We start from the raw sequence: 26,352 nt of genomic DNA on the forward strand, positions 1-26,352 counted from the left end.
CGGTCAGAACGTGACCGCCAGGGACTCCAGGCGGTGGGTGAGGGGCGGGCTCGGCACCACGGTCGCCGACTCCAGCCGCAGGTCGGGGCAGCGGTCGAGCAGGATGCGGAAGCACTCGTCGGCCTCCATCCGGGCCAGCGCCGCGCCGAGGCAGTAGAACGCGCCCAGGCCGAACGCGGTGTGCCGGTTGGGCTTGCGCGTGATGTCGAACCGGTCGGGGTCGGTGAAGACCTCCGGGTCGCGGTTGCCGGCCATCATCGCCAGGTAGAACCGCCTGCCCGCGGGCAGGTCGAGGTCGCCCAGGCGGAACGGCTCGGTGCTCTGGCGCACGATGATGCTCGCCGGTCCGTCGCAGCGCAGCATCTCCTCCACCGCGCCCGGCGTGAGGGAGGGGTCGGCCTTGAGCCGGGCGAACTCGTCGGGGTTGTCGAACAGCAGCTTGAGGCCGTTGGCGATCAGGGTGGCGGTCGTCTCGTGGCCCGCGAACAGCAGCAGCACGCAGTTGGCGACGATCTCGTCCTCGGTGACCACGCCCTCGCGCTCGGCGGCGACGAACACGCTGATCAGGTCCTCGCGCGGCTCCTCGCGGTGCTCCCGCACCAGGCCGCGCACGTAGTCCTGCATCTCCAGCACGCTGCGCTGGGACTGCCGCAGCCGGTCGACGTCGGCGACCTGGAACACCGCCAGGATGTCGCGCGACCACGCCTGGAGCTGCTCGCGGTGCTCGGTGGGCATGCCCAGCATCTCGGCGATCACGTTGGCGGGCAGCGGGTAGGCCAGGTCGGCGACGACCTCCATCCGGCCCCGCGCGGCGACGGCGTCGAGCAGCTCGTTGGTCAGCTCGCGCACCCGCGGGCGCAGGCCGTTGACCGTCGAGGGGGTGAAGTAGCGCTTGAGCAGCTGCTGGAAGCGCACGTGGTCGGTCTCGTTGGTGTGGCCCATCCACAGCTCGATGGACGTGCGCAGGGGGAGCAGCTCCTCCTGCTCCTCGGGGGAGAACTGGGAGAGCGACTGGGCCATGTTGGCCGGCACCAGCGTGCGGTCCTTGAGCACGGACAGGATGTCCGCGTGCCGGGTTAAGAGGTAGGAGTCGAGCTGGGGGATGACGCTGACCGGGCTCTCGGCGCGGATGCGGTGCAGCAGCGGGGTCGGGTCGCTCAGCGCCTCGGGGGAGAACAGGTCGTAGGACTTGAGCGCCACGGCGGAATCGGTCATGCGGGCCAGTCTGTCCGAAGCGCCCGCGAGCGGGCCACGGATGAACGCGAAATCCCCTCACATGGTGGCATGAACAGGGACCACTGGCCAACACCCTCAATAACTTCAGTGTCGCCTAAAAATAATCCTCCCGCATCACCGTAGCAGCGAAAACATCGATCAAAAACGCCAGGACGAGGGGAAGGGACCGCCCCGGTGAGGGTGCCACGCGTACCACCGGGGCGGCTCTGTTCCGGTCAGCCCTGTTCGGACCACCAGCGGCGGCCGGTGTCGCCGAGGGTGGAGATCGGGTCGTAGTAGGGGTAGCGGCGGTCGAGGGCTTCGGGGTCGTCGTGCTCGATGCCGGTGCGGTAGTTCTTGGTCCAGTAGGAGATGCCGAGTTCGCGGTCGTACTCGTGGAGCTGGTGGACCCAGCGCTTGCCGACGTAGGGGACGTCGCAGACGATGCGCGGGGTGGCGTAGCCGGGCAGGTAGCCCATGATGGCGTGCTGGAGTTCCTGGGCTTCCCAGACGGCGACGCGCCAGTGCTCGGCGTTGGGGATCATGTCGCACATGTAGAAGTAGTAGGGCAGGACGTTGGCCTCGCCCTGGAGCGCGAAGCAGAGGTCGAGCAGGTCGTCGGGGGTGGCGTTGACGCCCTTCATGAGGACGCCCTGGTTGCGGACGTCGCGGACGCCGACCTCCAGTGCGGTGCGGGCGGCTTCGGCGACGAGCGGGGTGACGGACTGCACGTGGTTGACGTGGGTGTGGATGGCGAGGTTGACGCCGCGTCGGGAGGCGGTGCGGGCGACGCGTTCGAGTCCTTCGACGACCTTGGGTTGGAGCCAGTGCTGGGGGAGTCCGGCGAGGGCCTTGGTGGCGAGGCGGACGTCGCGGACGGTGTCGATGTCGAGGAGTCGCATGAGGAAGGACTCGAGCTGGGGCCAGGGGACGTTGGCGACGTCGCCGCCGGAGACGACGACGTCGCGCACGCCGGGGGTGTGCTTGAGGTAGTCGATCATGCGGTCCTGGCGGTCGACGGGTTTGAGGGCGAGCTTGTGTTTGCTGACCTGGGGGGTGGAGTTGCCGACGAGGTCCATGCGGGTGCAGTGGCCGCAGTACTGGGGGCAGGTGGAGACGAGTTCGGCGAGGACCTTGGTGGGGTAGCGGTGGGTGAGTCCTTCGACGACCCACATCTCGGCTTCGTGCAGGGAGTCGCGGGCGGAGTGGGGGTGGCTGGGCCAGTGGGGGTCGCGGTCGCTGCGGACGGGGAGCATGTAGCGGCGGACGGGGTCGGCGAGGAACGCCTCGGTGAACGCCTCGGGTTCGAGGGGTGCGGTGGGCGCGGTGGTGTTGAGCATCTGGGGTGGGAGCAGCATCGACATGGTGGCGAGGTGCTGCTGGTCGGCGGCGAGTTCGTCGTAGAACCGGTCGGTGAGCAGGTCGCCGGTGACGGTGCGGAGCTGTCTGGGGTTCTTGACGCAGTTGGCGCGTTGCCACTGGGCGTCGCGCCACTGGGTGTCGGTGACGTCGCGCCAGCCGGGGAAGCGGCGCCAGTCGGGTTCGACGAGTTCGCGGCGGACGTAGGTGTAGGGCTGGGGCCCGGTCGTGCCGGAGGTGGCGGGGACCTCGTGCAGCGCAGTCATCCATGCTCCCTACCCGTTGAGTGACGTGAAGATATGCTGCCAGACGGGCTGTTGGACGTAAATATTTCGGCCGGGAGCGTTTCGGGCGGTTCGTTCGTTGGGTGGGTATGCGCGTGTTCGCCGTACTGCTGATCGGCCTGGCCGTGGAGGTGACCGCCCTGGTGGCGGCCTTCGGGGCCTGGGGACCCCTGCCGACATTGGGGCTGCTGCTCCTGGGCGGGGTGGTGGGGGCGGTGCTGCTGCGCCGGGAGGGCGCGCGCACGATCGGGGCGTTCTCGGAGGCGGTGCGCACGCGGCGGGCGCCGCACCAGGAGGTCGCGGACGGGTTCCTGATCGCGGCGGCGGGGTTCCTGATCGTGGTGCCGGGGTTCCTCAGCGACGTGGCGGGCCTGTTCCTGCTGTTCCCGCCGACGCGGCGGTTGATCAGCCGGCGGATGGCGCGGCGGGCGGAGGCGCGGGAGCGGGAGATGGTGCTCAACCTGCGCTACGGGCGGTCGCCGTCGGCCGGTGGCGCGGTGGTGGACGGCGCGGTGGTGGACGGCACTGTGGTGGACGGGTCGGCGACCGACGTGCGGTCCGCTCCGGCGGAGCGGCGCGAGCTGCGCTGACCGACCGCGCCCGATGCGGGGTGTCGCGGAATCGGGCGTTGGGTACGTGACACGGCATGACGGTCATAGGCGTGCACGCCTCGCACGAACAGGTACACCCGACGGCGCTGCTGGACGCGGTGCGGCGGGCGGAGGAGGTCGGCTTCGACGCGGCGATGAGCTCGGACCACTTCTCGCCGTGGAGCAGCAGGCAGGGGCAGAGCGCGTTCGCGTGGTCGTGGCTGGGTGCCGCGCTCCAGGCGACGTCGTTGCCGTTCGGCGTGGTCAACGCGCCGGGGCAGCGGTACCACCCGGCGATCATCGCGCAGGCCATCGGCACGTTGGGCGCGATGTTCCCGGGTCGGTTCTGGGCGGCGCTGGGCAGCGGTGAGGCCAGCAACGAGCACATCACCGGCGCGGTGTGGCCGGACAAGGCGACCCGCAACGCGCGGTTGCGCGAGTGCGTGGAGGTGATCCGGGCGCTGCTGCGCGGCGAGGAGGTCACCCACCACGGGTTGGTGACGGTGGACCGGGCGCGGGTGTGGACGTTGCCGGAGGAGCCGCCGCTGCTGGTGGGTGCGGCGGTGAGCCCGGAGACGGCGGCGTGGTGCGCGGAGTGGGCGGACGGCCTGATCACGGTGAACGCGCCGGTCGAGCAGCTGGTGAAGGTGCGTGACGCGTACCGCGACGCCGGTGGTCGGGGCAAGCTGCACCTGCAGGTGCACCTGAGCTGGGCGCCGGACGAGGACGAGGCGCGGTCGGTGGCGCACGAGCAGTGGCGCAGCAACGTGTTCGCGCCGCCGGTGTGCTGGGACCTGGACCTGGCGGAGACGTTCGACGTGGTCTCCGAGCACGTGTCGGTGGAGCAGGTGGCGCAGGTGGTGAACATCTCGTCCGACCTGGGGTGGCACGCGAAGACGGTGCGGGAGTACGCGGAGCTGGGCTTCGAGGAGGTGTACCTGCACCACGTGGGGCAGGAGCAGGGGCGGTTCCTGGACGCGTTCGGCGAGCACGTGCTGCCGGCGGTGCGGTCGTGAAGCTGACCCGGACCGCGGACCTGTGGTGGAAGAACGCCGTCGTGTACTGCCTGGACGTGGAGACCTTCCACGACTCGGACGGTGACGGCTACGGCGACTTCAAGGGGTTGACGCAGAAGATCGACCACCTGCACCGGTTGGGGGTGACGTGCCTGTGGTTGATGCCGTTCTTCCCGACGCCGGACCGGGACGACGGCTACGACATCACGGACTTCTACGGCGTGGACCCGCGGTTGGGCACGTTGGGCGACTTCACCGAGTTCGTGCGCACGGCGCGCGACCGGGGGATGCGGGTGATCGCGGACCTGGTGGTCAACCACACCTCCGACCAGCACCCGTGGTTCCAGCAGGCGCGGGACCCGAAGAGCGCGCGGCACGACTGGTACGTGTGGGCGGACGAGAAGCCGGCCGACGGCGACGAGGGCGTGGTCTTCCCGGACCAGGAGACGTCGTTGTGGACCTACGACCGCAAGGCCAAGAAGTACTACCTGCACAAGTTCTACAAGCACCAGCCGGACCTGAACGTGGCGAACCCGGCGGTGCGCGACGAGATCGCGCGCGTGATGGGGTTCTGGATGGAGCTGGGGCTGTCGGGGTTCCGGGTGGACGCGGTGCCGTTCCTGCTGGAGGCGCCGGTGGAGGCGTTGCCGGACCCGCACGACTACCTGGCGGACCTGCGGGCGTTCCTGTCGCGGCGCAACGGCGAGGCGGTGCTGCTGGGGGAGGTGAACCTGCCCTACACCGAGACGATGAAGTTCTTCGGCGGCGCGGACGGCGTGGGCGACGAGCTGAACATGTGCTTCGACTTCATCGGGATGCAGCAGATGTACCTGTCGTTGGCGCGGCAGCAGGCCAGTCCGCTGGCGCACGCGCTCAAGGAGCGGCCGCAGCCGCCGCGCGACTGCCACTGGGCGACGTTCGTGCGCAACCACGACGAGCTGACGCTGGACAAGTTGACGGTGCCGGAGCGGCAGGAGGTGTTCGCCGCGTTCGGCCCGGACGAGGACATGCAGCTCTACGGGCGGGGGTTGCGGCGGCGGTTGCCGTCGATGCTGGGCGGTGACCCGAAGCGGGTGAAGATGGTCTACAGCCTGCTGTTCTCGCTGCCGGGCACGCCGGTGCTGTTCTACGGCGAGGAGGTCGGCATGGTCGAGGACCTGTCGATCCCGGGTCGGGAGGCGGTGCGCACGCCGATGTGGTGGGACGCGGCCGTCGAGCAGCGCCGCGACCCCGATTCGCTGCTGGAGTGGGTGCGGATGCTGGTGGAGCGCTACCGGGAGTGCCCGGAGCTGGCGTGGGGCGCCTACCAGGTGCTCGACACAGAGGACCCTGCGGTGTTGGCGCACCGCAGCGACATCGACGGCGGCACGGTGCTGGCGGTGCACAACCTGGCCGACCGCGAGGCGGTGATCGAGGTGGACAAGCTCGACGGCGACCTCACCGACCTGCTGGTCGACGGCACGGTGCCGACGAAGGGCGGTGTGGCGCGCGTCGAGCTGGACCCGTACGGCTGCCGCTGGTTCCGGGTGGTGCCCAAGTCCTGACCGGTCAGGTGAGCCCGACCGGTGGGATGAGCCCGACCGGTCAGGTGAGCCGGTAGCCGTGGGCGGGGCGGTTGGCCACCCCGTAGCGGGGTTGGACCTCCGCCCTGCCGACGGTGACCAGGTGTTCCAGGTAGCGGCGGGCGCTGACGCGGGAGAGGCCGGCGCGTTCGCCGACCTCCTGGGCGGACAGGTCGGTGGTGGTGGTGCGCAGGGTGTCGAGGACGAGTTTGAGGGTCACGGCGGACAGGCCCTTGGGCAGGCCGACGCGGGGCCGGTGCTGGAGGAGCTGGTCGACCTCGTCCTGGTCGAGCCAGGGGCCCATGCGGGCGACCTCGGTGCGGCGCGCGAGGTACTCGCGCATGCGGTCGAGGAACGCGGTGCGGGTGAAGGGCTTGACCAGGTAGTGGTCCACGCCGCGGGACATGGCCTGCCGGACGGTCTCGCGTTCGCGGGCGGCGGTGACGGCGATGACGTCGACCGGCGGGCCGGGGCGGCCGCGCAGGCGGGCGAGGACCTCCAGGCCGGAGATGTCGGGCAGGTGGATGTCGAGGAGCACCAGGTCGGGGCGCAGGGCCTCCACCGCGCGCAGCGCCTCGCCGCCGCCGTGGGCCTCGCCGACGACCTCGAACTCGGGCAGGGCCTCCAGGAACCCGCGGTGCACGGCGGCGACCGCGAAGTCGTCGTCCACGACGAGCGTGCGCACGTTCACCGGGCCACCTCCGGCAGCCACACGTCGAACGACGCGCCGCCCAGTTCCGAATCCGAGATCTCCACCCGGCCGCTCCGCCGGGTGACCACCCTGGACACCAACGCCAGTCCAATCCCTCGTCCGTGCGCGCCCCTCGGCGCCTTCGAGCTGACTCCCAGGGTGAAGATGCGGCCGCGTTGCGACCGCTCCACCCCGGGGCCGTCGTCGTCGACGACGACCCGCACCCCCGTGGGGTCCGACCGCACCAGCACCCGCACGGTTCCCCCGGCGGAGACGGCGTCGACGGCGTTGTCGACCAGGTTGCCCAGCACGGTCAGCGCGTCGTCGCCGGTGCGGGCGTCGACGGTGGAGCCGGGGTCCAGGCGCAGCGCCACGCCGCGCTCGTGCGCGGTGGAGGACTTGGCGAGCAGCAGGGCGGCGAGCGCGGGGTCGGCCATGGCGCCGCCGATGATGCCCGACGTGACCGAGCCCGCTCCGCCGACCCGTTCGATGTAGGCGACGGCGTCCTCGCGCCGGTCGAGTTCGACCAGGCCGCTGATGACGTGCAGGTGGTTGGTGAACTCGTGGGCCTGGGCGCGCAGCACCTCGGTGACGGTGCGTTGCCCGTCCAGTTCGCGCAGCGCGTCGTGCAGCTCGGTGCGGTCACGCAGGGTGAGTACGACGCCGACGGGGCGGCCGTGGGTCTTGGCGGTGGTCCGGTTGGCGACGAGGACGCGTTCGCCGGCCAGCACGAGCCGGTCGGCGACGTCGTCGACGCCGCGGGCGAGGTCGAGCAGGCCGCCGTCCTCCAGCACGTCGGCGGCGGGTTTGCCGGTGGGGTCCTCGGTGAGGCCGAGGAGCCTCATCGCCTCGTCGTTGACCAGGGCGAGGCGTTCGCGGTCGTCGACGGCGACCACGCCCTCGCGGATGCCGTGCAGCATCGCGTCGCGGGTCTCCAGCAGCTGCGCGATCTCGGCCGGTTCGAGCTTGAACGTCCGCTTGCGCACCAGCTGGGTCACCAGCGCCGCGCCGAGCACGCCGACGAGGGCGGCGGCGGCGAGCCAGCCGATGAGCTCGGGCAGGTCCTCGGCGAGGTCGGCGTCGAGCTGGCTCTCCAGGATGCCCACCGAGGCCATGCCGATGATCTCGCCGCCGGGGGAGCGGATGGGCACCTTCGCGCGCAGCGAGGTGCCCAGGGTGCCGGTCTCGGTGCCGACGAACACGTGCCCGGACAGGGCGGTGCTGGGGTCGGTGGAGACCATCTCGCCGATGCGCGCCGGGTCGGGGTGGGCGTAGCGGACGCCGTTGCGGTCGGTGACCACGACGTAGGTGACGTTGGAGGCGTTGCGGATCAGCTCGGCCAGGGGCTGGATGGCGTCGCTGGGCCGCTGGGAGGTGAAGGCTTCCACGACGGCGGGCAGCCGTGCGACGCTCTCGGCCACGGAGAGCATCCGGTCGACGTAGGAGTCGCGGATGCGGTCGCTCTGGAGCTTGGCCGCCATCAGTCCCGCCGCGCAGACGGTGGCGAGCACGATGACCACCTGCAGCACGAGCAGGGAGACACCCAGGGGGACCGAACGGCGGCGCATGAGGGGCATTCTGGCCTATTGCCTGTGAGCCCGGCCACGACCTAAACGACCAATACGGCCCTTACGAACTATGTGCATCCTCACCTGATCGAGTGCACCTAGGGTCCCGGCCACCAGCACGACAGCGCGCTGGGTGGAACACGGAGGACCCGATGGCAGGACAGCACACCCGACTTCTCGCGGCCGTGGCCGCTGCGGGCCTGGTGCTCGCGGGGTGTGGCGGTGGCGGCGGTGGCGTCTCGGCGACCGACGACGTCGGCCGCCTGGAGATCATGGCCCCGGCGGACCCCGGCGGCGGCTGGGACCAGACCGCGCGCGCGATGCAGGCGGCCATCAGCGGCGCCGACCTCGCCGGCTCGGTGCAGGTCAGCAACGTCGGCGGCGCGGGCGGCACGGTCGGCCTGCAGAAGCTCGCGAACGAGAAGTCCGACACCTACCTGATGGTGACCGGGCTGGTCATGGTGGGCGCGGTGGAGACCAACGGCGTGGACAAGCGCCTGGAGGACACCACCCCGATCGCCCGCCTCACCGCCGAGGACGAGGTCGTCGTGGTGCCCGCGGAGTCGCCGTACCAGACCATCGACGACCTGCTCAAGGCCGTCGACGAGAAGGGTCAGGGCGTGTCGATCACCGGCGGCTCGGCCGGCGGCACCGACCACATCCTCGCCGCGATGCTGCTCAAGGCCAAGAACATCGACCCGGCCAAGCTCAACTACGTGCCCTACTCCGGTGGCGGCGAGTCGCTGGCCGCGCTGCTGGGCGGCAAGGTCGACGCGGGCATCTCCGGCGTCGGCGAGTACGTCGAGCAGATCAAGGCGGGCAAGCTGCGCGCCCTGGGCACGTCCGGCCCGCAGGAGCACCCCGAGATCAAGGCGCCGACGTTCAAGCAGGTCGGCAGCGGCGTGGAGCTGATCAACTGGCGCGGCGTGGTGGCGCCGGGCTCGATCTCGGTGGCCGCCAAGGACCGCCTGGTCAAGCTGGTCACCGACATGCACGCCAGCCCGCAGTGGCAGGAGGAGCTGAAGAAGAAGGGCTGGACCGACACGTTCCAGACCGGGCACGACTTCAACACCTTCCTCACCACCGAGATCGGTCGCATCAAGCCGGTGCTCCAGGAGATCGGCCTCGTGAAGTGACCTCGCCCGCGACACCGCCCCCGGCCTCGCGGCCGGGGGCACCCCCGCCGGGCGGCACCGCGCCGGACGGCACCGCGTCGGGTGCCGTCGCCGCCCGGACCTCGGCGAAGGTCGAGGAGTACGTCTTCGCCGCGCTGGTCGTCGCGCTCGGCGTGTTCACCCTCGTCGACGCCACCACCATCAGCCTGCGCAACCAGAGCGCCGTGGGGCCGCGCGCGTTCCCCTACGCGGTGGGCGCGCTGCTGGTGGTCACCGGCATCGCGACGATCGTGGCCACCGCCCGCGGCAGGCTCGGCGAGGCCGAGGAGGCCGAGGACGTCGACACCGGCTCCGTGCGCACCGACTGGCTCACCGTGGGCAAGCTCGGCGTCGTGCTCGTCGCGCACCTGCTGCTGATCGAGCCCGTGGGCTGGCCGGTGGCCGCCGTCGTGCTGTTCGCCGGCGCGGCGTGGACGCTGGGCGCGGTGTGGTGGAAGGCGCTCGTCGTGGCCGTGGTGCTCGCGCTCGTGGTGCAGGTGCTGTTCGCCTCCGGCCTGGGCCTGTCGCTGCCCGCCGGGATCTTCGAGGGGGTGCCCCTCCTCGATGGGTGACTGGGCCGCACTGCTGGAGGGCTTCGCGACCGCCGCGCAGCCCGAGTACCTGCTCTACGCCCTGCTGGGCGTCACGCTGGGCACCGCCGTGGGCGTGCTGCCCGGCATCGGGCCGGCGATGACGGTGGCGCTGCTGCTGCCGCTGACCTACACGCTCGAACCCACCGCCGCGCTGATCATCTTCGCGGGCATCTACTACGGCGGCATGTACGGCGGGTCGACGACCTCGATCCTGCTCAACACGCCCGGCGAGTCGTCCTCCGTGGTCACCGCCCTGGAGGGCAACCGGATGGCCAAGGCCGGGCGCGGCGCCGCCGCCCTGGCCACCGCCGCGATCGGCTCGTTCGTGGCGGGCACCATCGCCACGGTGCTGCTCACCGCGCTCGCGCCGACCATCGCCGACGTCGCCGTGCAGCTGGGCCCGGCGGACTACGTGGCGCTGATGGTCGTGGCGTTCACCACCGTCGCCGCCCTGCTCGGGTCCTCCCCGGTGCGCGGCCTGGCCTCGCTCGGCATCGGCCTGTTCCTGGGCCTGGTGGGCACCGACACCCTCACCGGGCAGCAGCGGTTCACCCTCGGCGTGCCGACGCTGTCCGACGGCATCGACGTGGTCGTGGTCGCGGTCGGCGTGTTCGCCGTCGGCGAGGCGCTGTACGTGGCGGCGCGGCTGCGGCACGGGCCGGTGGAGGTGGTGCCGGTCGGCGGGAAGTGGATGACCGGCGAGTTCTGGCGCCGCTCTTGGAAGCCGTGGCTGCGGGGCACCTTCATCGGGTTCCCGATCGGCACCGTCCCGGCGGGCGGCGCGGACGTCTCGACGTTCCTGTCGTACGCGGCGGAGAAGAAGCTCTCGAAGCGGCCCGAGGAGTTCGGCAAGGGCGCCATCGAGGGCGTCGCCGGGCCGGAGGCGGCCAACAACGCCGCCGCCGCGGGCGTGCTCGTGCCGCTGCTGACCCTGGGCCTGCCCACCACCGCCACCGCGGCGGTGATCGTGGCCGCGTTCCAGAGCTACGGCATCCAGCCGGGGCCGCTGCTGTTCACCAACAACTCGGGCATGGTGTGGGCGCTGATCGCGTCGCTCTACATCGGCAACGTGATGCTGCTGGTGCTCAACCTGCCCCTGGTCAAGATCTGGGTGAAGGTGCTGCAGATCCCGCGGCCCTACCTGTACGCGGGCATCCTGCTGTTCGCCGCGCTCGGCACCTACGCGGTGAACTTCGTGGTGGACGACCTGGTCGTGCTGCTGGTCATCGGCGTGGTCGGGTTCTTCATGCGCCGCCACGGCTACCCCGTGGCGCCGCTGGTGGTGGGCCTGATCCTGGGCCCGATGGCCGAGGAGCAGGTGCGCCGCACCCTCCAGATCAGCGAGGGCGACCTGTCCGCGCTGGTCACCAGCCCGTTCGCGGCCGTGTCCTACTCGATCCTGGTCGTGGTCCTGGTGCTGGCCGCGGTGCTGCGCCTGCGCCGCCGCAAGGCCCCCGTCACCACCGCGTGACACCACGCCCCCGGGGGTGGACCTGCCGGTCCGCCCCCGGGGGGGGTTCGTCACAGTTCGCGGACCACGCGGGCCGGGTTGCCCACCGCCACCACGTTCGCGGGCAGGTCCCGGGTCACCACCGCGCCCGCGCCCACCACCGTGTTCTCCCCGATCGTCACGCCCGGCAGCACGACCGCGCCGCCGCCCAGCCACGCGTTGTCGCCGACGGTGATCGGCTTCGCGGCCTCCCACTTGTCGCGCCGCGGCCCCGGCTCCACCGGGTGGGTCGGCGTCAGCAGCTGCACGTTGGGCCCGATCTGCACGTCCGCGCCGATCACGATGGGCGCCACGTCCAGCGCGACCAGCCCGAAGTTGGCGAACGTGCCCGCGCCCACCCGGATGTTCCAGCCGTAGTCGACCCGCAGCGGCGGCCGGATCACCACGCCCTCGCCGACCGCGCCCAGGTGCTCGGCGAGCAGCCGGTGCCGCAGCTCCCCGTCGCGCGCGCCGGTGGCGTTGTAGGCGGTCATGAAGTCGTCGGCGCGCAGCGCGTCCGCCGTCAACGACTCGTCGGCGATGTACGACTCGCCTGCGAGCATCCGCTCGCGCATGGTGCGATCAGCCATCCCCCGACCGTACCGAGCACGACTCCCGCACCGTGCGGAGCACGACTCCCGCACCGCACCGGACGCGACTCTTGCGCAATCTTGACGTCGCACGTGAAGATATCGGCGTCCAGTAGCCCGCCGGCCGGAGGATTTCCACGATGTCGACGTCGCCGTACGGCCTGCACCGCGTCCTGCATCCCGCGGGCGTGCTGCCGCAGCAGGCGTGGCGGCTCGACGCCGACGACACGTGCGGCCCCGACGAGGTCGTCCTCGACGTCGAACGGCTCAACCTCGACGCCGCCTCCTACCGGCAGCTGCGCGAGCTGCACGGCGTCGACGGCGTGCGCCGCGCCGTGCTCGACATCGTCGCCGACCGCGGCAAGATGCAGAACCCCGTCACCGGGTCGGGCGGCATGCTGCTCGGCACCGTCCGCGAGACCGGCCCCGACTCGCCGCTGGGCCTGCGCCCCGGCGACCGCGTCGCCACCCTCGTCTCGCTCACCCTCACCCCGCTGCGCATCACCGACGACCTCGCCCGCTGGGACGGCGCCTCCGAACAGGTCCCCTGCGCCGGCACCGCCGTGCTGTTCGGCCGCTCCATCGCCGCCCCGCTGCCCGAGGACCTGCCCGACGACCTCGCCCTGTCCGTGCTCGACGTGTGCGGCGCCCCCGCCCTGACCGACCGCGTCGTGCGCCGCCGCACCGCCCCGTCCGTGCTGGTCCTGGGCGGCGGCGGCAAGTCCGGGTCGCTGTCGCTGGCCGCCGCCCGCCGCGCCGGCGCGTCCCGGCTGACCGCGCTCGTGCCCACCGACGCCGAGGCCGATGCCGTGCGCGCCGCCGGGCTCGCCGACACCGTCGTCGTCGCCGACGCCCGCGACCCCGTCGCCGTCGCCACCGCCGTCCCCGCACCCGCCGACGTGACCGTGGTGTGCGTCGACGTCCCCGGCTGCGAGCACGGCGCGGTCCTCGCCACCGCCGACGGCGGCACGATCGTGTTCTTCTCCATGGCCACCTCCTTCCCGGCCGCCGCCCTCGGCGCCGAGGGACTGGCCGCCGACGTGGAGATGCTGATCGGCAACGGCTACGTGCCCGGCCACGCCGCCTTCGCCCTCGACCTGCTGCGCGCCGAACCTGCCGTGCGGGCGCTGTTCGGGCACAGGCAGACTCGGCAGACGTGATTACCCTTCTCGTGGGTGGGCGCGTCCACTCCCCGACGAACCCCGACGCCACCGCGATGGCCGTGGACGGCGACACCGTGGTGTGGCTCGGCCAGGACTCCGTCGGCCGCGCCCTGCACCCCGACGCCCGCGTGACCGACCTCGGCGGGGCGTTCGTCGCGCCCGCGTTCGTCGACGCCCACGTGCACGCCACCTCCGCCGGCCTGCTGCTCACCGGCCTGGACCTCACCGGCTGCCGCTCCGCGCGCGACCTGCTCGACGCGGTGCGCGCCGCACCCGGCCCCCTCGTGTGGGGACACGGCTGGGACGAGACCGCGTGGCCGGAGGGACGCCCCCCGACCCGCGCCGAACTCGACGAGGCCGCCGCCGGCAAGCGCGTCTACCTCTCGCGCATCGACGTGCACTCCGCCCTGGCCTCCACCGCCCTGCTCGACCTCGCCCCCGCCGCCCGCGACGCCGACGGCTTCCACCCCGACGGCCCGCTCTCCCGCGCCGCCCACCACCACGTGCGCGGCGCCGCCAAGGACGCCATCCCCGCCGACCGCCGCCGTGCCGCCCAGCAGGCGTTCCTGCGCCACGCCGCCTCCCGCGGCGTCGCCTCCGTGCACGAGTGCGCCGGCCCCGACATCTCCGGCCGCGACGACCTCGCCGACCTGCTCGCCGGCGACCTGCTCGACGTCGTCGGCTACTGGGGCTCCGTCGACGGCACCGACCTGCCCGTGCGCGGCCTGGCCGGCGACCTGTTCGTCGACGGCGCCCTGGGCTCGCGCACCGCCGCCCTGTGCAGCCCCTACGCCGACGCCGACACCACCGGCGCGCTCTACCTCGACGCCGACGCCGTCGCCGAGCACCTGGTGGCCTGCACCCGCGCCGGCGTGCAGGGCGGGTTCCACGTCATCGGCGACGCCGCCGTCGCCGCCGTCGTCGAGGGCTTCGACAAGGCCGCCGCCGTCGTGGGCGCCCCCGCCCTCGCCGCCCGCCGCCACCGCCTCGAACACCTGGAGATGGTCACCTCCGAGCAGGCCGCCGCCCTCGCCGCCCACGGCGCGGTTGCCTCCGTGCAGCCCCTGTTCGACCGCGCCTGGGGCGGCCCGGACGGCATGTACGCCCAGCGCCTCGGCGTCGAGCGCGGCACCCGCCTCAACCCGTTCGCGAGCCTCGCCGCCGCCGGCATGGTCCTCGCCCTCGGCTCGGACGCCCCCGTGACACCGGTCGACCCGTGGGCGGCGGTGCGGGCCGCGGTGCACCACCGCACCGAGGGCCACGGCCTCTCCCCGCGCGCGGCGTTCACCGCCCACACCCGCGGCGGCTGGCGCGCCGCCGGCGTCGACGACGGCGTCACCGGCACCCTGCAACCCGGCGCGCCCGCCACCTACGCCGTGTGGGACGCCCCCGCCCTGGAGGTCGCCGCCCCCGACACCCGCGTGCAGCGCTGGTCCACCGACCCGCGCTCCCGCGTCCCCGCCCTGCCCGCCCTCGACGGCCCGGCACCGGTGTGCCTGCGCACCGTGCTGCGCGGACGCACGATCTTCGAGGGGGACCTGTGACGGTCCCCGTCCCGAGGTCGGGCGCCGCGACCGGGCGGCGATCGACGCACAGCGACGAACAGGAGTGACACATGGCGTTGCTCGACCTCGACCCGGCGGTGGTCGCGAAGGCACGCGCCCTCGCCGCACGGGCCGCCGCGCCGGTGGTGGACCTGGCCAGGGCCCACACCACGGTGGCGGTCGAGCGCGCCACCCTGCGGCTGGCCGGCATCACCGGCGCGGACTCCACCCACCGCGCCGGTGACGTGCCGTGGGTCAACCGGGTCGTGGACACCGTGCGCGAGCACTGCGGCCTGGAGCACGGCGCCGCGCTGCCCGTCTTCCACGCCCTGCGCGAGCACGACCTCACCAGCCTCACCGACCTCGCCGAGGCCACCGCCGCCGGGCAGGTCGCCTACCGGGTGCCCGAGGGCCGCGACCGCGCCCGCGCCGAGAAGGCCGCCCGCGCCGCCGTCACCCGCGGCATCCGCACCGTGGACCGCAACAAGGCGCAGCGCGACAAGCTCGTCGCCAAGCTCGGCGACCCCGCCCAGCGCCCCTGGATCTACCTGATCGTGGCCACCGGCGACATCGACGAGGACGTCGTGCAGGCGTGCAACGCCGCCCGCGCCGGCGCCGACGTCATCGCCGTCATCCGCTCCACCGGCCAGTCGCTGCTGGACTACGTGCCCGAGGGCGCCACCCACCACGGGTTCGCCGGCACCTACGCCACGCAGGAGAACTTCCGCATCATGCGCGCCGCCCTGGACGCGGTGTCCAAGGAGGTCGGCCGCTACGTGCGGCTGACCAACTACGCCTCCGGCCTGTGCATGCCCGAGATCGCCGTCCTCGCCGGCCTGCAACGCCTCGACATGATGCTCAACGACTCCATGTACGGCATCCTCTTCCGCGACATCAACCCGATCCGCACCTTCGTCGACCAGCGCTTCTCCCGCCAGGTCCACGCCCGCGCCGGGATCATCATCAACACCGGCGAGGACAACTACCTCACCACCGCCGACGCCGTGGACGCCGCGCACACCGTCACCGTCTCCCAGCTGCTCAACGAGCACTTCGCGCACGAGGCCGGCCTGCCCGACCACCTGCTGGGCCTGGGCCACGCCTTCGAGATCAACCCCGCCGTGCCCGAGTCGTTCCGCCTGGAACTGGCCCACGCCCTGCTCGCCCGCGAGCTGTTCCCCGACGCGCCGCTCAAGTGGATGCCGCCCACCAAGCACATGACCGGCGACGTGTTCATGGGCTACCTGCTCGACGGGTTCTTCACCCTCGCCGGCGTGCTCACCGGCCAGTCCATCCTGCTGGTCGGCATGATGACCGAGGCCGTCGTCACCCCGTTCCTCTCCGACCGCGACCTCGCGCTGGCCAACGTCCGCTACGTGCTCAACGCCGCCGGCGGCCTCGCCGGGGACTTCCGGCCCGCACCCGACGGGCTCATCGTCAAGCGCGCCCACCAGGTGCTCGGCGAGGCCGTCGACCTGCTGGAGCGCATCGTCGCCGACGGCCTGCTCGACGCCATCGCCGACGGCACGTTCGGCCTGATGAAGCGCCCCGCCGACGGCGGCAGGGGCGCGGACGGCGTCGTCGCCAAGGCCGACGGCTACCTCAACCCCGCCTCCGAGCTGCTGGAGGAGCGGCGATGACCAAGCGGCACGTGCGCCCCTACGGCGACACCACCGGCGACGGCATGGTGCAGACCTCGTTCACCCTGCCCGTCCCGGCCGGCCCGCGCGCCGACGGCGCCGCCCAGCAGCTGGCCAACAGGATGGGCATCGACCCCGCCATGGTCGTGCACTCCCACCCCATCGGCCCCGACTTCACCTTCTTCGTCGTCTACGGCTCGGTGAAGCACGTCGTGGACCTCGACGAGGTGCGCGTCGTGGAGCGCGAGTACCCGCTGCTGCCGCCCGCCGAGGTCAACACCGCGATCCGGAAGCTGCTGCGCCGCAAGCTCGTCGTCGTCGGCGGCTGCATCGGCACCGACGCCCACACCGTCGGCATCGACGCCATCCTCAACATCAAGGGCTTCGCCGGGGAGAAGGGCCTGGAGTACTACCGCGAGCTGAAGGTCGTGAACCTCGGCGCGCAGGTCTCGGTACCCGAACTGGTCCGCCGCGCCCGCGCCGAGAAGGCCGACGCCGTGCTGGTCTCCCAGGTCGTCACCCAGCGCGACGCCCACCTGCTCAACACCCGGGAGATGTCGGCGGCGTTCCGCGAGGCCATGGGGGAGCGGCGCCCGCTGCTCATCGCCGGCGGCCCCCGCTTCGACCCGCTGATGGCCGACGAGCTGGGCGTGGACCGCGTGTTCGGCCGCGGCACCACCCCCGGCGAGGTCGCCAGCTACCTCGTGCACGCCGTGAAGACGAAGAAGGGGACCGCTGCGTGAGCCTCACCGAGGGTTTCTCCGTCACCCACCGCCGCTACGTGCCCCACTCCCACGCCCACTACGGCGGCGCCCTCGTCGACGGCGCCTACGGCCTGGGCTTGTTCGGCGACGTCGCCACCGAGCTGCTCATCCGCACCGACGGCGACGAGGGCCTGTTCGCCGGCTACTCGCACGTCGAGTTCACCGCCCCCGTCCTGGCCGGCGACGTCGTGGAGGCCACCGCCACCCTCGTGCGCGTGGGCACCCGCTCGCGCGAGATCGAGTTCGAGGCCCGCGTCGTGTGCCGCTCCGCCCCCGAGCGGGGCCCCTCGGCCGCCGACGTGCTCGACCCGCCGCTGGTCGTCACCCGCGCCCGCGGCACCGTGGTCGCCCCCAAGCGGGACCGCGGCGGGGCCGGGGACTAGCCGTGGACCCGGCGCAGCGCGCACAGGTCGGTGTACTCCGCCTTGCCGAACCGGCCCAGCTCGTCGGCCAGCGCCCTGCCGTCCGCGCCGACCGCCTCCGCCATCGTGATGGTCGCCGGCAGCGCCTCCGGGCGGGCCAGCTCCACCACGTCCGGGTGGTCGGCGAACAGCTCCTTGAAGCGCTCGTAGTTCTCCTGCCTGGTCCGCGCCTCCAGCTCGCGCACCCGCGGGTCGCCGCGCAGCGCGGCCTCGGCGGCCCGCATCTCCTCGTCGGTCTGCAGGGTGAGCTCGATCAGGGAGCACCGGGCGGACGGGGCGCCCTCGACGCGGTGGTCGGGCACCAGCAGCGCCACCGCGGCGGTGGCCACGACGACCGCGCCGAACGCGGCGACGGTCACGGGTCTGCGCATCCGCCCACGATCCCACGCCGGGGCGGCGCGGCGCGCCCGAACCGGGGGACGGGGTGTCCCGGTTCACGCTCTGCCACTATCGACGCGTGATCAGCCTCGATCAGGCTTCGTCCGTGCCGCCCTACGAGCAGGTGCGGTCCCAGTTCGCCCGCAAGATCACCGACCGCGAGCTGGCCGTGGGCACCCGGCTGCCCACCGTGCGCGCCCTGGCCGCCGAGCTGGGCATCGCGGTCAACACGGTGGCCCGCGCGTACCGCGAGCTGGAGGAGGCGGGTCTCATCGAGACCCGCGGCAGAGCGGGCACCGTGGTCAGCGCGGCGGGGGAGCGCAGCCGGGAACGGGTGCTGCGCGCCGCCCGCGGCTACGCCGCCACCGCCCGCGAGCAGGGCCTGACCGCCGACGAGGCGCTGGAGATCGTGCGGGCCGCCCTGTCCGGCTGAACCCGCCTGCCGGACCGGCCGCCCGGACCGGCTCGCCCGCCCCACCGGCCCGGCGAGCCGATCACCCGTAGGGTGATCAAACGTGGCAGCCGAACACAGCGACCCGGCCCGGACCCTCGCGGTGCTGTGGCGCACCCACGAGCGCAGCGCCCGCAAGGACCTGGGCGTGGACCGCATCGTCACCGCCGCGGTCGCCCTCGCCGACGCCGAGGGCATCGGCGCGCTGTCCATGCGCCGGGTCGCCGAGAAGCTCGGCGTGGGCACCATGTCGCTCTACACGCACGTGCCGGGCAAGGCGGAACTGGTCGACGTCATGGTCGACCACGTCAACGGCGAGACCGCCCGGCCGGCCGACGTGCCCGGCGGGTGGCGGGGCAGGCTCACCCACCTGGCCCGGGAGAACTGGGAGCTGCACCTGCGCCACCCGTGGCTGCTGGAGGTGCCCTCGCACCGCGCCGTGCTGGGCCCCAACGTGGCCGCGAAGTACGACTACGAGCTGGGTGCCGTGGACGGCATCGGGCTGACCGACCTGGAGATGGACTCGGTGCTGGCCCTCGTGCTGGGCCACGTGCGCACCGCCGCCCGCGTCGCGGTCGAGGCCGACCGCACCGAGCAGCGCACCGGCCTGACCGACGAGCAGTGGTGGCAGGCCGCAGCCCCCTACCTGGCCCGCGTGTTCGACCCGCGCCGCTTCCCCCTCGCCGCCCGCGTGGGCGCCGCGGCCGGCGAGGCGCACGGCGCGGCCCACGACGGTGAGCACGCGTTCGCGTTCGGCCTGGAACGCGTGCTCGACGGCGTCGAGGCGCTGGTGCGGTCGCGTCAGTAGGCGGCCTTGGGCATCATCGCCCACAGCACGATGTAGACGAGGAACTGCGGACCGGGCAGCAGGCAGGACACGACGAACAGCAGCCGCACCGTGCTCGCCTTCCAGCCGTAGCGGGCCGCCAGGCCCGCGCACACGCCCGCGATCATCTTCTGGCTCTGCGGCCTGCTCAACGTCGTCATGTCTCCACCATCCCCGCGTTCACGCCCCCCGACATCGGTGGACACCCTGATCCCTACCCAGGGGCGGCCCGCCGCAATCCAGGGCAACCCCGACGGCCCCGGGACGTCCTGCCGCCGGACGGGTGCCCGCGGGGGTGATTTCGAACAGGTCGTCGAACCGCATCGGCGCGAGCACGACCAGCGCCCCGGCGATGAAGGCGGGACCCGGCCGGAGAGCGCCGTGCACCACCCGTGACACGGTGGACCGGTCGACGCGCATCGCCCTGGCCAGGGCGTAGTCGGAGTGGAAGCCCGCGAGCCTGGCCGCCTTGGCGAACATGCGGGAGCGTAGCCGGACGGCGTAGGGCGCACCGACGGGCTGCTTGTCGGTCATGGTGCGCCCGAACCGCCGGTCGCGCGGCGGACCCCGCCCACCGAGGCGGGCAGCTCACGAGGTCGAGCCGGCCGATCGTCCCCCTGCTTGCGTCCGCGCCGGGGGTAGGGCTGCCCGGTGGCCTTGAGGGCGATGGCCTTGGCCACCTCGGCGAGGTCGAAGGCCAGTGCCGCCTCGACCTCCGCCAAGTCGACGTCGCCGTGCGGCTCACCACCCGGTCCGGCCGGTGGGGGAGCTGCCTGCGCGCTCTCGTCCACCAGGCGGACGACGTAGCGCGCCAGCTCGGTGTTGACACTGCTCAACCAGGCGTTGAACAGCAGTTCGTCCCTGGTCACCCCCGACCCCCGACCCGACTCCCGAAGCCCGCTCGCCGTGCACCCCGAGGCGCTGCCACGCCGCTCACCACCCGTCGTCCGTTCAGCGATCGGCACCGAAGAGCGGTACCGCCGGCCACGCTAGAGGTGACCGAGCGTCACGAGTCGTACAAAATGTGCAACCACCGCCCGGCTACCCTTGCCCTCGTCGACCCGGAGGAGCCGAGGAGGTCGGATGCCCGACAGCGCCGGTGGGGTCGGCAGGCGAGTGCGCTACTGGCGCCTGCGCCGCAACCTCGGCCGCAAGCAGTTCGCCGACATGGTCGGTCGCTCGACCTCGTGGCTGGACAAGGTCGAGTCGGGGGAGCGCGACCTCTCCCGCATCCCGGTCATCGAGCTGGTCGCCGACGCCCTCGCCATCGACCCCGGCGTCCTCACCGACGCACCCGCCGCGGCGCGCGCCGCCGGCTGCGTGGACGCCGCCGAGGTCAGCGCCCTCCGCGCGGCACTCGGCCGCTACCCCGGCCTGTCGACGCCGGACAGCGAACCCGCCGGCGTCGCCCAGCTCGCCCGCCAGGCCGACTACGTCGACCACGCCTGGGCCTCGTCGCACTTCACCACCGTCGCCCGGCACCTGCCCACGCTGCTGCAAGCAGCGCAGCGGGCAGCCCTCGCCGCACCGCCGGCGGAGCGGGTCGACGCCCACCGCGTGCTCATCTCCGCGTACCGCCTGGCCTCCTCGATGCTGCTCAAGTTCGAGAGCCACGACATCGCCTGGCTGGCGGCCACCCGCAGCGTCGCCCGCGCCATGACCGCGGCCGGGCAGCGCACCGAGGCGGTCGAAGCCCTGCTGGGCATGTCCGAGCGCATGCGCCCCGAGGTGACCAGGCACCTGACGAGCCTGCTCTCCCTGCACGGCATGCTCCACCTCGCCGCCGCCATCACCGCGGCCGAGCAGGACGACGCCTCCCTGGCCCTGGCCATGCACCGGGAAGCCACCCGGGCCGCCGAACGCATGGAGCGCCACTACGACACCCACCACACCCACTTCGGCCGCGCCAACGTCGCCGTCCACCGCGTCGCCGCCCTCGTCCGCCTCCACGAGGCCGGAGCAGCCCTCGACGTCGCCGCGACCATCCCCCGCGACGCCCTCGCCGGGCTGCCGCCGGAGCGCCGCGCCAGTCACCTGCTCGACCTGACCGAGGCCAACGCCCGGCGCGGCGGCTTCGCCGAGGCCACCCGCACCCTCGCCCGAGCCGAGCGCACCGCACCGCAGGAGGTCCGCTGCCGCCCCCTGGCCCACGGCCTGCTCAGGGTGCTGCTGTCCAACACCGCCGGGGAACCCGCCCGCCTGGTGCGGCAGATGGCCGCGCGAGCCGGAGTGCCCGCGTGACCGGACGAGTCCTCTACCTGGTGATCTGCGGCGCCGGACCCGCCCGCCGCGTCGACGTTGCCGTCGAGCTCGCCCAGGACGCGGGCTGGGCGGTCCGCTGCCTCGCCACACCGGCCGCCGTCGAGCACTTCCTCGACCTCGACGAGCTGCACCGGCTCACCGGCCACCCCGTGCGCACCGACTACCACCGCCAAGGCCGGCCGTCACTGCCTCCCGCCGACGCGGTCATCGTCGCACCGGCCACCTACAACACGGTCAACAAGTGGGCGGCGGGCACCGCCGACACCTACGTCCTGACGCAGCTGGCGGAACTCACCGGCCTGGGCGTGCCGATCGCCGTCCTGCCCTTCGTGAACACGGCACTCGCGAACAACGCCGTGTTCCACCGCAGCGTCGAAGCACTGCGCGGCTCAGGGGTGGGTGTCCTGTTCGGTCCGGGCGGCTTCGAACCCCACCCACCCGGGCAGGGGGAGCGCGCACTGGCGCACTACCCCTGGAAAAAGGCAGTCGACATCATCGGAGAAATGGTCCTTCATGTGGATCGACCAGGTAGTTGAGCGTTCCTGGGTGTCGCGGGCCGGCAGATGTCGTCACCTGTCGACCCGCGACACATGAGCGCCCGATCAGAAGAGCCTGTCCGCGGTTTTGCCGTTGCGCGCGGTCGCGCATTCGCGGGCCAGTGGACACCGTTCGCACAGGGGTGCTTGTTTGTGGCAGTGGAGCTGACCGATCAAGCGCAGCGCGGCCATGCGCAGTGGTGCTTTGGCATCACCGCCCACCAGGCGGGACAGGTCGACCCTGCCGTCGGTGAGGCTGTTCGCCCGCGCCGAGGTGGTGCCGAGCACCCGTGACGATACGCGGATGACGGGTTGGCTGGTCAGCAGGACATCATCCCCGGCCATCAGTTTCAGGAGGGCGGTCTTCCCGGGGGGCAGGTCCAGCACTTCCGGCATGTCCTGGGGATGCAGCCAGAGCTTCCGTTCGTCCTGCAACTGCCGCAGGCGTGCGACGACAGCCGCCGCCGATCGTGTGGCGGCTGCTTGCTCGATCAGGTCCACCGCGAGTTTGGTGACCCGTCCCTTGGCCGCCACTTCGCGGAGTCCGGGGCCGTAGGCGATCAGGTCGGCGGGTGACGGGTCGAGCATGGCCACGATCGCGGCCACAGGTGGGGTCAGGCTCTCGCCCGGCAACACGCACCAATAGGTGCTGGCGCGGCGCTTCTCCGCCCAGGTGGCCAGGCGTTTCGCCAGGTCACGCCACTGCCTCTGAGCTGGCTGGGCGGGACTGTCCGGCGGGAGCAGCGCAGTGGCTGCGGCCTTGCCGAGCATCGGAGGCACGGCGTTGCCGATCTGCTGGAACGCGTGGCTGCGGCTGCCGGCGAAGCGGAAGTCGTCCGGGAACGTCTGGATGCGTGCTGCTTCGCGGACGGTGAGGGTGCGGTTCTCCGACGGGTGGATGTACCAGTAGCCGTCCTTCGCGATGTGCGCGGTGATGGAACGGCTCAGCTCGTCCCAGTCCAGGCGCTTGTACTTGTCGTCGAAGGTGTCGGCCTTGTACCTGCGCAGATCGGGATCGATGTGCGCGTAGAGCGTCTTGGACGTCATGAGGCCGAAGATCTTGCGGTCGTCGTCGCGGACCGGCCGGGTCATGTGGTCCCACACCCTGTCCCCGTCGGTGTTCCGCCTCATCGCCCTGGCGAACTCCGACAGCTCCTCGGTGGGCGCGTACGGCAGGTCGCGGCCACCGGTGGTCAGACCGAGGTCGGGTAAGTCCTCGATCGCCTCCCGCACGGTCACGGGGCTCCCCGGCTCGGGCCAGGGGAACGCGTCGCCGTCGAGGCGGGCGAGCAGGATCAGGCGCTTGCGGTGCTGGGGGACGCCGTACCGCCACGCGTCGACCAAGCGCAGGTTGGTGCTGTAGCCCGCGCGTTCCAGCATGTCGATGATCCGCCGCACCACGTGGAAGTCATCGCCCAAGGCCATGTCGGGGACGTTCTCCATGAGCACCGCACGCGGTCTGACCTTCAGCACTACGTCGACGTAGGCCCGCCACAACTCCTTGCGCTCGTCGAACTCCTCGCGCAGACCCGCGTCCACGAGGCTGCGGATCTTGCTGCGCCCGGCACGGCTGAACGGCTGGCACGGCGGCCCGCCTGCGATGAGGTCGATCTCGGCGTGCTTGAGCATCCTGATCAGCGCTGCGCGCTTTTTCAGGTCGCCGAGGTCGACGTCGAGCGCCAAACCCGGGAAGTTCGCCCGGTGCGTCTGCAGCGCGAACTTGTTGTGGTCGACCGATGCGGCGACGGTCCACCCGGCGTTCGTCAACCCGAGGCTCAGCCCGCCGCCACCGGAGAACAGGTCGACCGCGAGCCGAGCGCCGTTCGACACGCGCTCGGCGCACCACTGCCCGAACGTCTCCTCGGTGCACGCGTCGGGGTGCTCCGGTAACTGCAACAGGTCACTGCGCTCGAGTTTCACCGCGTAGACCGCCACGTCGCCCCCCGTCCTGCCAACCGGGACCCGCGCGGGACCTCCACCACCGACGATCTGGTTCTGCTCAACTTCTTCCATGCCACTTCCCGGGACCGGTCCGATCGGCCGCCCCGATGCGCGAACGACGAAAACAGGGGATGAGGTCACTAACCGGCGAGGACGTCGGAGGGAGGGGCCCAGCCCATCGTGCGGACGCGGTCCCAGCAGGCGGGCTTCTTCGCCCATTCGGTGACGTTGCCGCCGCTCGGGGGAGAGGTGAGCACCCGCCGCACCGCCTCCGCGACGTCGGGGACCGCCGCGGCGATTGCCTCGGGCAGGGCCTGCTCGCGCCAGAGCCGGTCCAAGTCGAGTCCGCCGAGCGTGTGCACGATCAGGGACACCGCGTGCGCTGCGGTCTGGCCCAGGTAGCCGCCGAAGTTCCGCTTCTGGATGATCGACCGCACCTGGCGGAACACGATCCCCTTGGCGACCAGGTGGCGGAAGTACACGTCCTCGGGAGCTCCGCGCTCGGCCAAGCCCCCTTCGGACGTCCACGTGCGGAAGCACTTCTCGGCACCCTGGCACACGACGTCCGGTCGGAGCCCGTAGGCGTACTCGTACTTGGCGGCGTCTGTCTTGCCGAAGCGCTGCCGCACCGGGTTCTCGCGGTCGAACTGTCGTCGCGCCGCGGCGGTGGCGAACTTGTTCTTCTCGACGTCGTACTGCCCGCGGACCCGTTCGTAGTACCAGCGGGTCTGTACGACATCGACGCCGAGCGGGGTGACCCAGATGGTGCGGGACCACCGCTCCAGTCCCACGTGGAAGCGGCTGTTGCCCTCGAAGTCGGCCGGGGTGACGGCGTTCTGCGAGTTCGCGTAGCGGGAGATCTCCGGAACCATGCTGTCCAGCCGGTCGTCGGGGATCAGGGTGATCTTCGCGGGCACGGTGACCTGCGACAGGTCTATCCCCTTGCGGGCCGCGTGGTGCAGCGAGGCGGTGGTCTGCCCGCCGTTGACGATCTGCAGTTCGGTCAGGCCGCGCAGCAGCAGCCCGTTCGACGCCTGTTCGAGGTCCGCCGCACGGGCCGTGGCGGAAATGCCGTTGTTGAAGGCCAGGAACTTGCCCGGTTGTTCCGCGATCGTCTTCGCGATCCCCTTGTTGACGTTCCCCCGGGCCTGGAGGTAGGCGCGCACGTTGCGCTGGAGCAGGCGGCTGTGGTGTTCGTCGTACAGGTCGGCCAGCAGCTTCCCCGGCAGCATCGCCATCAGGCATCGGTACCCGTCGGACTGCTCGGGCGACTCCAGGCACTGCACCTCGTACCCCATCTTCGCGACGTCGATGAGGATGTCCTCCTGCTGGGCCCCGGAGCTGAGCAGCTTCTGCAGGCGGTTGACGTCCCACACGTGAACGAGGGTCGGGAGTCCGGCGACGGTGGCCTCCTCCGCCTTGCGCAGCCCCGTTCTGCCGTCGGTGAAGACGAAGATCTTGATCATCTGCAGCTGGGGCCACGCGCTGTGGACGCGCTCGGCCATGTCGTAGCTCGGGCTCGACCGCTCGAGCTGCTCGTGCAGGCCGCTGCGGCAGAACTCGGCGAAGGCGCCGACCCGGCGGACCAGTTGGGTGAGCCGCTCGCGCTTCAGCGGCTCGGCGTCCAAACCGTAGTCGGCCGTGACGAGGTGCAGGATCGTGCCCTCGCCCGCGATGTCGTACCCGGCCACCTCGACCCGGCGGTTCTGCCAGGGCGCGAACAGGTAGCAGGTTTCCAGGTCGTCCAGCGCCCCGTCGTCGATCAGGTGCTCGCCGACCACGGTCACGAACGCGTCCCGCGCCATCAGCTCAGGCTCGGCCTGGACCCGGTCCTCCACCCTGCGTCGCAACTCGGCCGCGAAGGCGGCGAGTTCGCCGTCCGTCACGTCGTCCCCCCAGTTCGGTGTCGTTCCATCACGAGTTCTGATTTGCCACGCGCGATGCGCGCGAGGGCGGTCAGTCGCGGCCGCAACGGCCGTGGCGGCACGACCAGGGCTCCCGGGTGGTCCTCACCCCACGCGGCGCGCTGCTCGACCGGCACCTCGACGAGCACCCTGGCGAGTGCTGTGCCCTCGGCCAGGTCCAGCCCGTCGAGTCCGAGCCACCCGCCGAGCGAGAGGTAGCGGCCGTCGCACCGCACGTAGAAGCCCTGGCTCGACGGCCAGTCGGTGGGATCGCCGACCGAGGCCGTGTCCCCGGCGCGCAGGGCGTCCGGGTGGGGGAGCACGCGAGGGCTCACGACCACCGAGATCCCCTCGGCGGCCACCCTCTCCTCGCCGAGGTGCTGACCTGCCGGGTTGGCCCACAAGAACGG

Annotated in this window: 27 protein-coding genes; 15 read left to right on the forward strand and 12 right to left on the reverse strand. The window is 72.2% G+C overall.

All coding sequences use genetic code 11. The annotated features are described in order from the left end of the window. Nucleotides 1–3 precede the first annotated feature (3 nt). Complete coding sequence (locus ACR807_RS30745) at nucleotides 4–1,215, reverse strand: cytochrome P450 (protein ID WP_438924956.1); 1,212 nt, start codon at nucleotides 1,213–1,215, stop codon at nucleotides 4–6. Nucleotides 1,216–1,451: 236 nt separating this feature from the next. Continuing rightward, a complete protein-coding gene (locus tag ACR807_RS30750) occupies nucleotides 1,452–2,840 on the reverse strand; it encodes a KamA family radical SAM protein (RefSeq protein WP_438924957.1) in 1,389 nt (462 codons plus the stop codon). A gap of 107 nt (nucleotides 2,841–2,947) precedes the next feature. Between ACR807_RS30750 and ACR807_RS30755 the strand changes: the two genes are divergently transcribed. Genes ACR807_RS30755 through ACR807_RS30765 form a run of 3 tightly spaced genes read left to right on the forward strand, consistent with a single transcriptional unit; the run spans nucleotide 2,948 to nucleotide 6,008 of the window. Next, a complete protein-coding gene (locus tag ACR807_RS30755; RefSeq protein WP_438924958.1) occupies nucleotides 2,948–3,448 on the forward strand; it encodes an FxsA family protein in 501 nt (166 codons plus the stop codon). 56 nt (nucleotides 3,449–3,504) lie between these two features. After that, nucleotides 3,505–4,464: a TIGR03885 family FMN-dependent LLM class oxidoreductase gene (locus ACR807_RS30760; protein WP_438924959.1), complete on the forward strand. Its 960-nt coding sequence runs from the start codon at nucleotides 3,505–3,507 to the stop codon at nucleotides 4,462–4,464. Further along, nucleotides 4,461–6,008 carry an alpha-amylase family protein gene (locus ACR807_RS30765; protein WP_438924960.1) on the forward strand — a complete coding sequence of 516 codons (1,548 nt, stop codon included), beginning with the start codon at nucleotides 4,461–4,463 and terminating at the stop codon, nucleotides 6,006–6,008. The genes ACR807_RS30760 and ACR807_RS30765 overlap by 4 nt, the downstream gene beginning before the upstream one ends. A gap of 40 nt (nucleotides 6,009–6,048) precedes the next feature. Here ACR807_RS30765 and ACR807_RS30770 read toward each other — a convergent pair whose 3' ends face one another. Both ACR807_RS30770 and ACR807_RS30775 read right to left on the reverse strand, forming a co-directional pair. Further along, nucleotides 6,049–6,717 (reverse strand): response regulator, encoded by a 669-nt coding sequence (locus tag ACR807_RS30770; RefSeq protein ID WP_438924961.1) that lies wholly within the window; start codon nucleotides 6,715–6,717, stop codon nucleotides 6,049–6,051. Next, complete coding sequence (locus tag ACR807_RS30775) at nucleotides 6,714–8,285, reverse strand: ATP-binding protein (RefSeq protein WP_438924962.1); 1,572 nt, start codon at nucleotides 8,283–8,285, stop codon at nucleotides 6,714–6,716. The genes ACR807_RS30770 and ACR807_RS30775 overlap by 4 nt, the downstream gene beginning before the upstream one ends. Nucleotides 8,286–8,437: 152 nt before the next feature. Here ACR807_RS30775 and ACR807_RS30780 point away from each other — a divergent pair, with 152 nt between their 5' ends. The 3 genes from ACR807_RS30780 to ACR807_RS30790 are packed head-to-tail and all read left to right on the forward strand — an operon-like array spanning nucleotide 8,438 to nucleotide 11,503. Continuing rightward, complete coding sequence (locus tag ACR807_RS30780) at nucleotides 8,438–9,421, forward strand: Bug family tripartite tricarboxylate transporter substrate binding protein (protein WP_438924963.1); 984 nt, start codon at nucleotides 8,438–8,440, stop codon at nucleotides 9,419–9,421. After that, the gene (locus ACR807_RS30785; RefSeq protein WP_438924964.1) at nucleotides 9,418–10,011 is read left to right on the forward strand and encodes a tripartite tricarboxylate transporter TctB family protein; all 594 of its coding nucleotides are present in this window, start codon (nucleotides 9,418–9,420) and stop codon (nucleotides 10,009–10,011) included. The genes ACR807_RS30780 and ACR807_RS30785 overlap by 4 nt, the downstream gene beginning before the upstream one ends. Next, nucleotides 10,004–11,503, forward strand: coding sequence for a tripartite tricarboxylate transporter permease (locus ACR807_RS30790; RefSeq protein ID WP_438924965.1), 1,500 nt, complete (start codon nucleotides 10,004–10,006; stop codon nucleotides 11,501–11,503). The genes ACR807_RS30785 and ACR807_RS30790 overlap by 8 nt, the downstream gene beginning before the upstream one ends. Before the next feature lie 50 nt (nucleotides 11,504–11,553). Here ACR807_RS30790 and ACR807_RS30795 read toward each other — a convergent pair whose 3' ends face one another. Then, entirely contained in the window at nucleotides 11,554–12,111 is a 558-nt protein-coding gene (locus ACR807_RS30795; RefSeq protein WP_438924966.1) for a sugar O-acetyltransferase, read from the reverse strand. A gap of 140 nt (nucleotides 12,112–12,251) precedes the next feature. Between ACR807_RS30795 and kdd the strand changes: the two genes are divergently transcribed. The 5 genes from kdd to kal all read left to right on the forward strand — a co-directional run bounded on the left by kdd (nucleotide 12,252) and on the right by kal (nucleotide 17,605). Beyond that, entirely contained in the window at nucleotides 12,252–13,271 is a 1,020-nt protein-coding gene (gene kdd, locus ACR807_RS30800) for an L-erythro-3,5-diaminohexanoate dehydrogenase (RefSeq protein ID WP_438924967.1), read from the forward strand. Between the two features lie 56 nt (nucleotides 13,272–13,327). Continuing rightward, complete coding sequence (locus ACR807_RS30805) at nucleotides 13,328–14,818, forward strand: amidohydrolase (RefSeq protein WP_438924981.1); 1,491 nt, start codon at nucleotides 13,328–13,330, stop codon at nucleotides 14,816–14,818. Between the two features lie 71 nt (nucleotides 14,819–14,889). After that, on the forward strand, nucleotides 14,890–16,458 hold the full coding sequence (kamD, locus tag ACR807_RS30810; protein WP_438924968.1) for a lysine 5,6-aminomutase subunit alpha: 1,569 nt from the start codon (nucleotides 14,890–14,892) through the stop codon (nucleotides 16,456–16,458). After that, nucleotides 16,455–17,201, forward strand: a complete 747-nt coding sequence (gene kamE / locus ACR807_RS30815) for a lysine 5,6-aminomutase subunit beta (RefSeq protein WP_438924969.1) — start codon at nucleotides 16,455–16,457, stop codon at nucleotides 17,199–17,201. The genes kamD and kamE overlap by 4 nt, the downstream gene beginning before the upstream one ends. Next, a complete protein-coding gene (gene kal / locus ACR807_RS30820) occupies nucleotides 17,198–17,605 on the forward strand; it encodes a 3-aminobutyryl-CoA ammonia lyase (protein WP_438924970.1) in 408 nt (135 codons plus the stop codon). Before kamE ends, kal begins: the two co-directional genes overlap by 4 nt. On the opposite strand, the gene ACR807_RS30825 is transcribed toward kal, so the two are convergent. Beyond that, nucleotides 17,602–18,015, reverse strand: a complete 414-nt coding sequence (locus ACR807_RS30825; protein ID WP_438924971.1) for a permease-like cell division protein FtsX — start codon at nucleotides 18,013–18,015, stop codon at nucleotides 17,602–17,604. The genes kal and ACR807_RS30825 overlap by 4 nt on opposite strands. Before the next feature lie 86 nt (nucleotides 18,016–18,101). Between ACR807_RS30825 and ACR807_RS30830 the strand changes: the two genes are divergently transcribed. Both ACR807_RS30830 and ACR807_RS30835 read left to right on the forward strand, forming a co-directional pair. Then, entirely contained in the window at nucleotides 18,102–18,455 is a 354-nt protein-coding gene (locus tag ACR807_RS30830) for a GntR family transcriptional regulator (protein ID WP_438924972.1), read from the forward strand. An 82-nt stretch (nucleotides 18,456–18,537) separates the two neighbouring features. Beyond that, nucleotides 18,538–19,281, forward strand: a complete 744-nt coding sequence (locus ACR807_RS30835; protein ID WP_438924973.1) for a TetR/AcrR family transcriptional regulator — start codon at nucleotides 18,538–18,540, stop codon at nucleotides 19,279–19,281. On the opposite strand, the gene ACR807_RS30840 is transcribed toward ACR807_RS30835, so the two are convergent. From ACR807_RS30840 to ACR807_RS30850, 3 genes are read right to left on the reverse strand one after another with little or no spacing between them, the layout of a single operon-like run. After that, nucleotides 19,275–19,460, reverse strand: coding sequence for a PspC domain-containing protein (locus ACR807_RS30840; RefSeq protein ID WP_306750570.1), 186 nt, complete (start codon nucleotides 19,458–19,460; stop codon nucleotides 19,275–19,277). The genes ACR807_RS30835 and ACR807_RS30840 overlap by 7 nt on opposite strands. 19 nt (nucleotides 19,461–19,479) lie before the next feature. Beyond that, nucleotides 19,480–19,833: a hypothetical protein gene (locus tag ACR807_RS30845; RefSeq protein ID WP_438924974.1), complete on the reverse strand. Its 354-nt coding sequence runs from the start codon at nucleotides 19,831–19,833 to the stop codon at nucleotides 19,480–19,482. Continuing rightward, entirely contained in the window at nucleotides 19,830–20,168 is a 339-nt protein-coding gene (locus ACR807_RS30850; RefSeq protein WP_438924975.1) for a hypothetical protein, read from the reverse strand. Before ACR807_RS30850 ends, ACR807_RS30845 begins: the two co-directional genes overlap by 4 nt. A 214-nt stretch (nucleotides 20,169–20,382) precedes the next feature. Here ACR807_RS30850 and ACR807_RS30855 point away from each other — a divergent pair, with 214 nt between their 5' ends. Together ACR807_RS30855 and ACR807_RS30860 are read left to right on the forward strand one after the other, a co-directional pair. Further along, nucleotides 20,383–21,540: a helix-turn-helix domain-containing protein gene (locus tag ACR807_RS30855; RefSeq protein ID WP_438924976.1), complete on the forward strand. Its 1,158-nt coding sequence runs from the start codon at nucleotides 20,383–20,385 to the stop codon at nucleotides 21,538–21,540. Further along, the gene (locus ACR807_RS30860) at nucleotides 21,537–22,097 is read left to right on the forward strand and encodes a flavoprotein (protein ID WP_438924977.1); all 561 of its coding nucleotides are present in this window, start codon (nucleotides 21,537–21,539) and stop codon (nucleotides 22,095–22,097) included. Before ACR807_RS30855 ends, ACR807_RS30860 begins: the two co-directional genes overlap by 4 nt. Before the next feature lie 66 nt (nucleotides 22,098–22,163). Here the strand turns inward: ACR807_RS30860 and dcm are convergent, their stop codons facing one another. From dcm to ACR807_RS30875, 3 genes are all read right to left on the reverse strand, one after another. Further along, a complete protein-coding gene (gene dcm / locus ACR807_RS30865) occupies nucleotides 22,164–24,110 on the reverse strand; it encodes a DNA (cytosine-5-)-methyltransferase (RefSeq protein ID WP_438924978.1) in 1,947 nt (648 codons plus the stop codon). Nucleotides 24,111–24,178: 68 nt separating this feature from the next. Further along, nucleotides 24,179–25,924, reverse strand: a complete 1,746-nt coding sequence (locus tag ACR807_RS30870) for an AIPR family protein (RefSeq protein ID WP_438924979.1) — start codon at nucleotides 25,922–25,924, stop codon at nucleotides 24,179–24,181. Beyond that, the coding region (locus tag ACR807_RS30875) for a hypothetical protein (protein ID WP_438924980.1) at nucleotides 25,921–26,352 on the reverse strand (432 nt) is incomplete at its 5' end. The genes ACR807_RS30870 and ACR807_RS30875, both read right to left, overlap by 4 nt.

Origin of the sequence: Saccharothrix sabaoui, assembly GCF_051756985.1 — a bacterium.
In the GTDB taxonomy this organism is placed as follows: Bacteria; Actinomycetota; Actinomycetes; order Mycobacteriales; family Pseudonocardiaceae; genus Actinosynnema.

Coding starts and splice junctions, on each gene's coding strand:
- ACR807_RS30745 (WP_438924956.1), bottom strand. CDS start 1,215: ATGACCGATTCCGCCGTGGCGCTCAAGTCCTACGACCTGTTCTCCCCC.
- ACR807_RS30750 (WP_438924957.1), bottom strand. CDS start 2,840: ATGACTGCGCTGCACGAGGTCCCCGCCACCTCCGGCACGACCGGGCCC.
- ACR807_RS30755 (WP_438924958.1), top strand. CDS start 2,948: ATGCGCGTGTTCGCCGTACTGCTGATCGGCCTGGCCGTGGAGGTGACC.
- ACR807_RS30760 (WP_438924959.1), top strand. CDS start 3,505: ATGACGGTCATAGGCGTGCACGCCTCGCACGAACAGGTACACCCGACG.
- ACR807_RS30775 (WP_438924962.1), bottom strand. CDS start 8,285: ATGCGCCGCCGTTCGGTCCCCCTGGGTGTCTCCCTGCTCGTGCTGCAG.
- ACR807_RS30780 (WP_438924963.1), top strand. CDS start 8,438: ATGGCAGGACAGCACACCCGACTTCTCGCGGCCGTGGCCGCTGCGGGC.
- ACR807_RS30790 (WP_438924965.1), top strand. CDS start 10,004: ATGGGTGACTGGGCCGCACTGCTGGAGGGCTTCGCGACCGCCGCGCAG.
- ACR807_RS30795 (WP_438924966.1), bottom strand. CDS start 12,111: ATGGCTGATCGCACCATGCGCGAGCGGATGCTCGCAGGCGAGTCGTAC.
- kdd (WP_438924967.1), top strand. CDS start 12,252: ATGTCGACGTCGCCGTACGGCCTGCACCGCGTCCTGCATCCCGCGGGC.
- ACR807_RS30805 (WP_438924981.1), top strand. CDS start 13,328: ATGGCCGTGGACGGCGACACCGTGGTGTGGCTCGGCCAGGACTCCGTC.
- kamD (WP_438924968.1), top strand. CDS start 14,890: ATGGCGTTGCTCGACCTCGACCCGGCGGTGGTCGCGAAGGCACGCGCC.
- kamE (WP_438924969.1), top strand. CDS start 16,455: ATGACCAAGCGGCACGTGCGCCCCTACGGCGACACCACCGGCGACGGC.
- ACR807_RS30825 (WP_438924971.1), bottom strand. CDS start 18,015: ATGCGCAGACCCGTGACCGTCGCCGCGTTCGGCGCGGTCGTCGTGGCC.
- ACR807_RS30840 (WP_306750570.1), bottom strand. CDS start 19,460: ATGACGACGTTGAGCAGGCCGCAGAGCCAGAAGATGATCGCGGGCGTG.
- ACR807_RS30845 (WP_438924974.1), bottom strand. CDS start 19,833: ATGACCGACAAGCAGCCCGTCGGTGCGCCCTACGCCGTCCGGCTACGC.
- ACR807_RS30855 (WP_438924976.1), top strand. CDS start 20,383: ATGCCCGACAGCGCCGGTGGGGTCGGCAGGCGAGTGCGCTACTGGCGC.
- dcm (WP_438924978.1), bottom strand. CDS start 24,110: ATGGAAGAAGTTGAGCAGAACCAGATCGTCGGTGGTGGAGGTCCCGCG.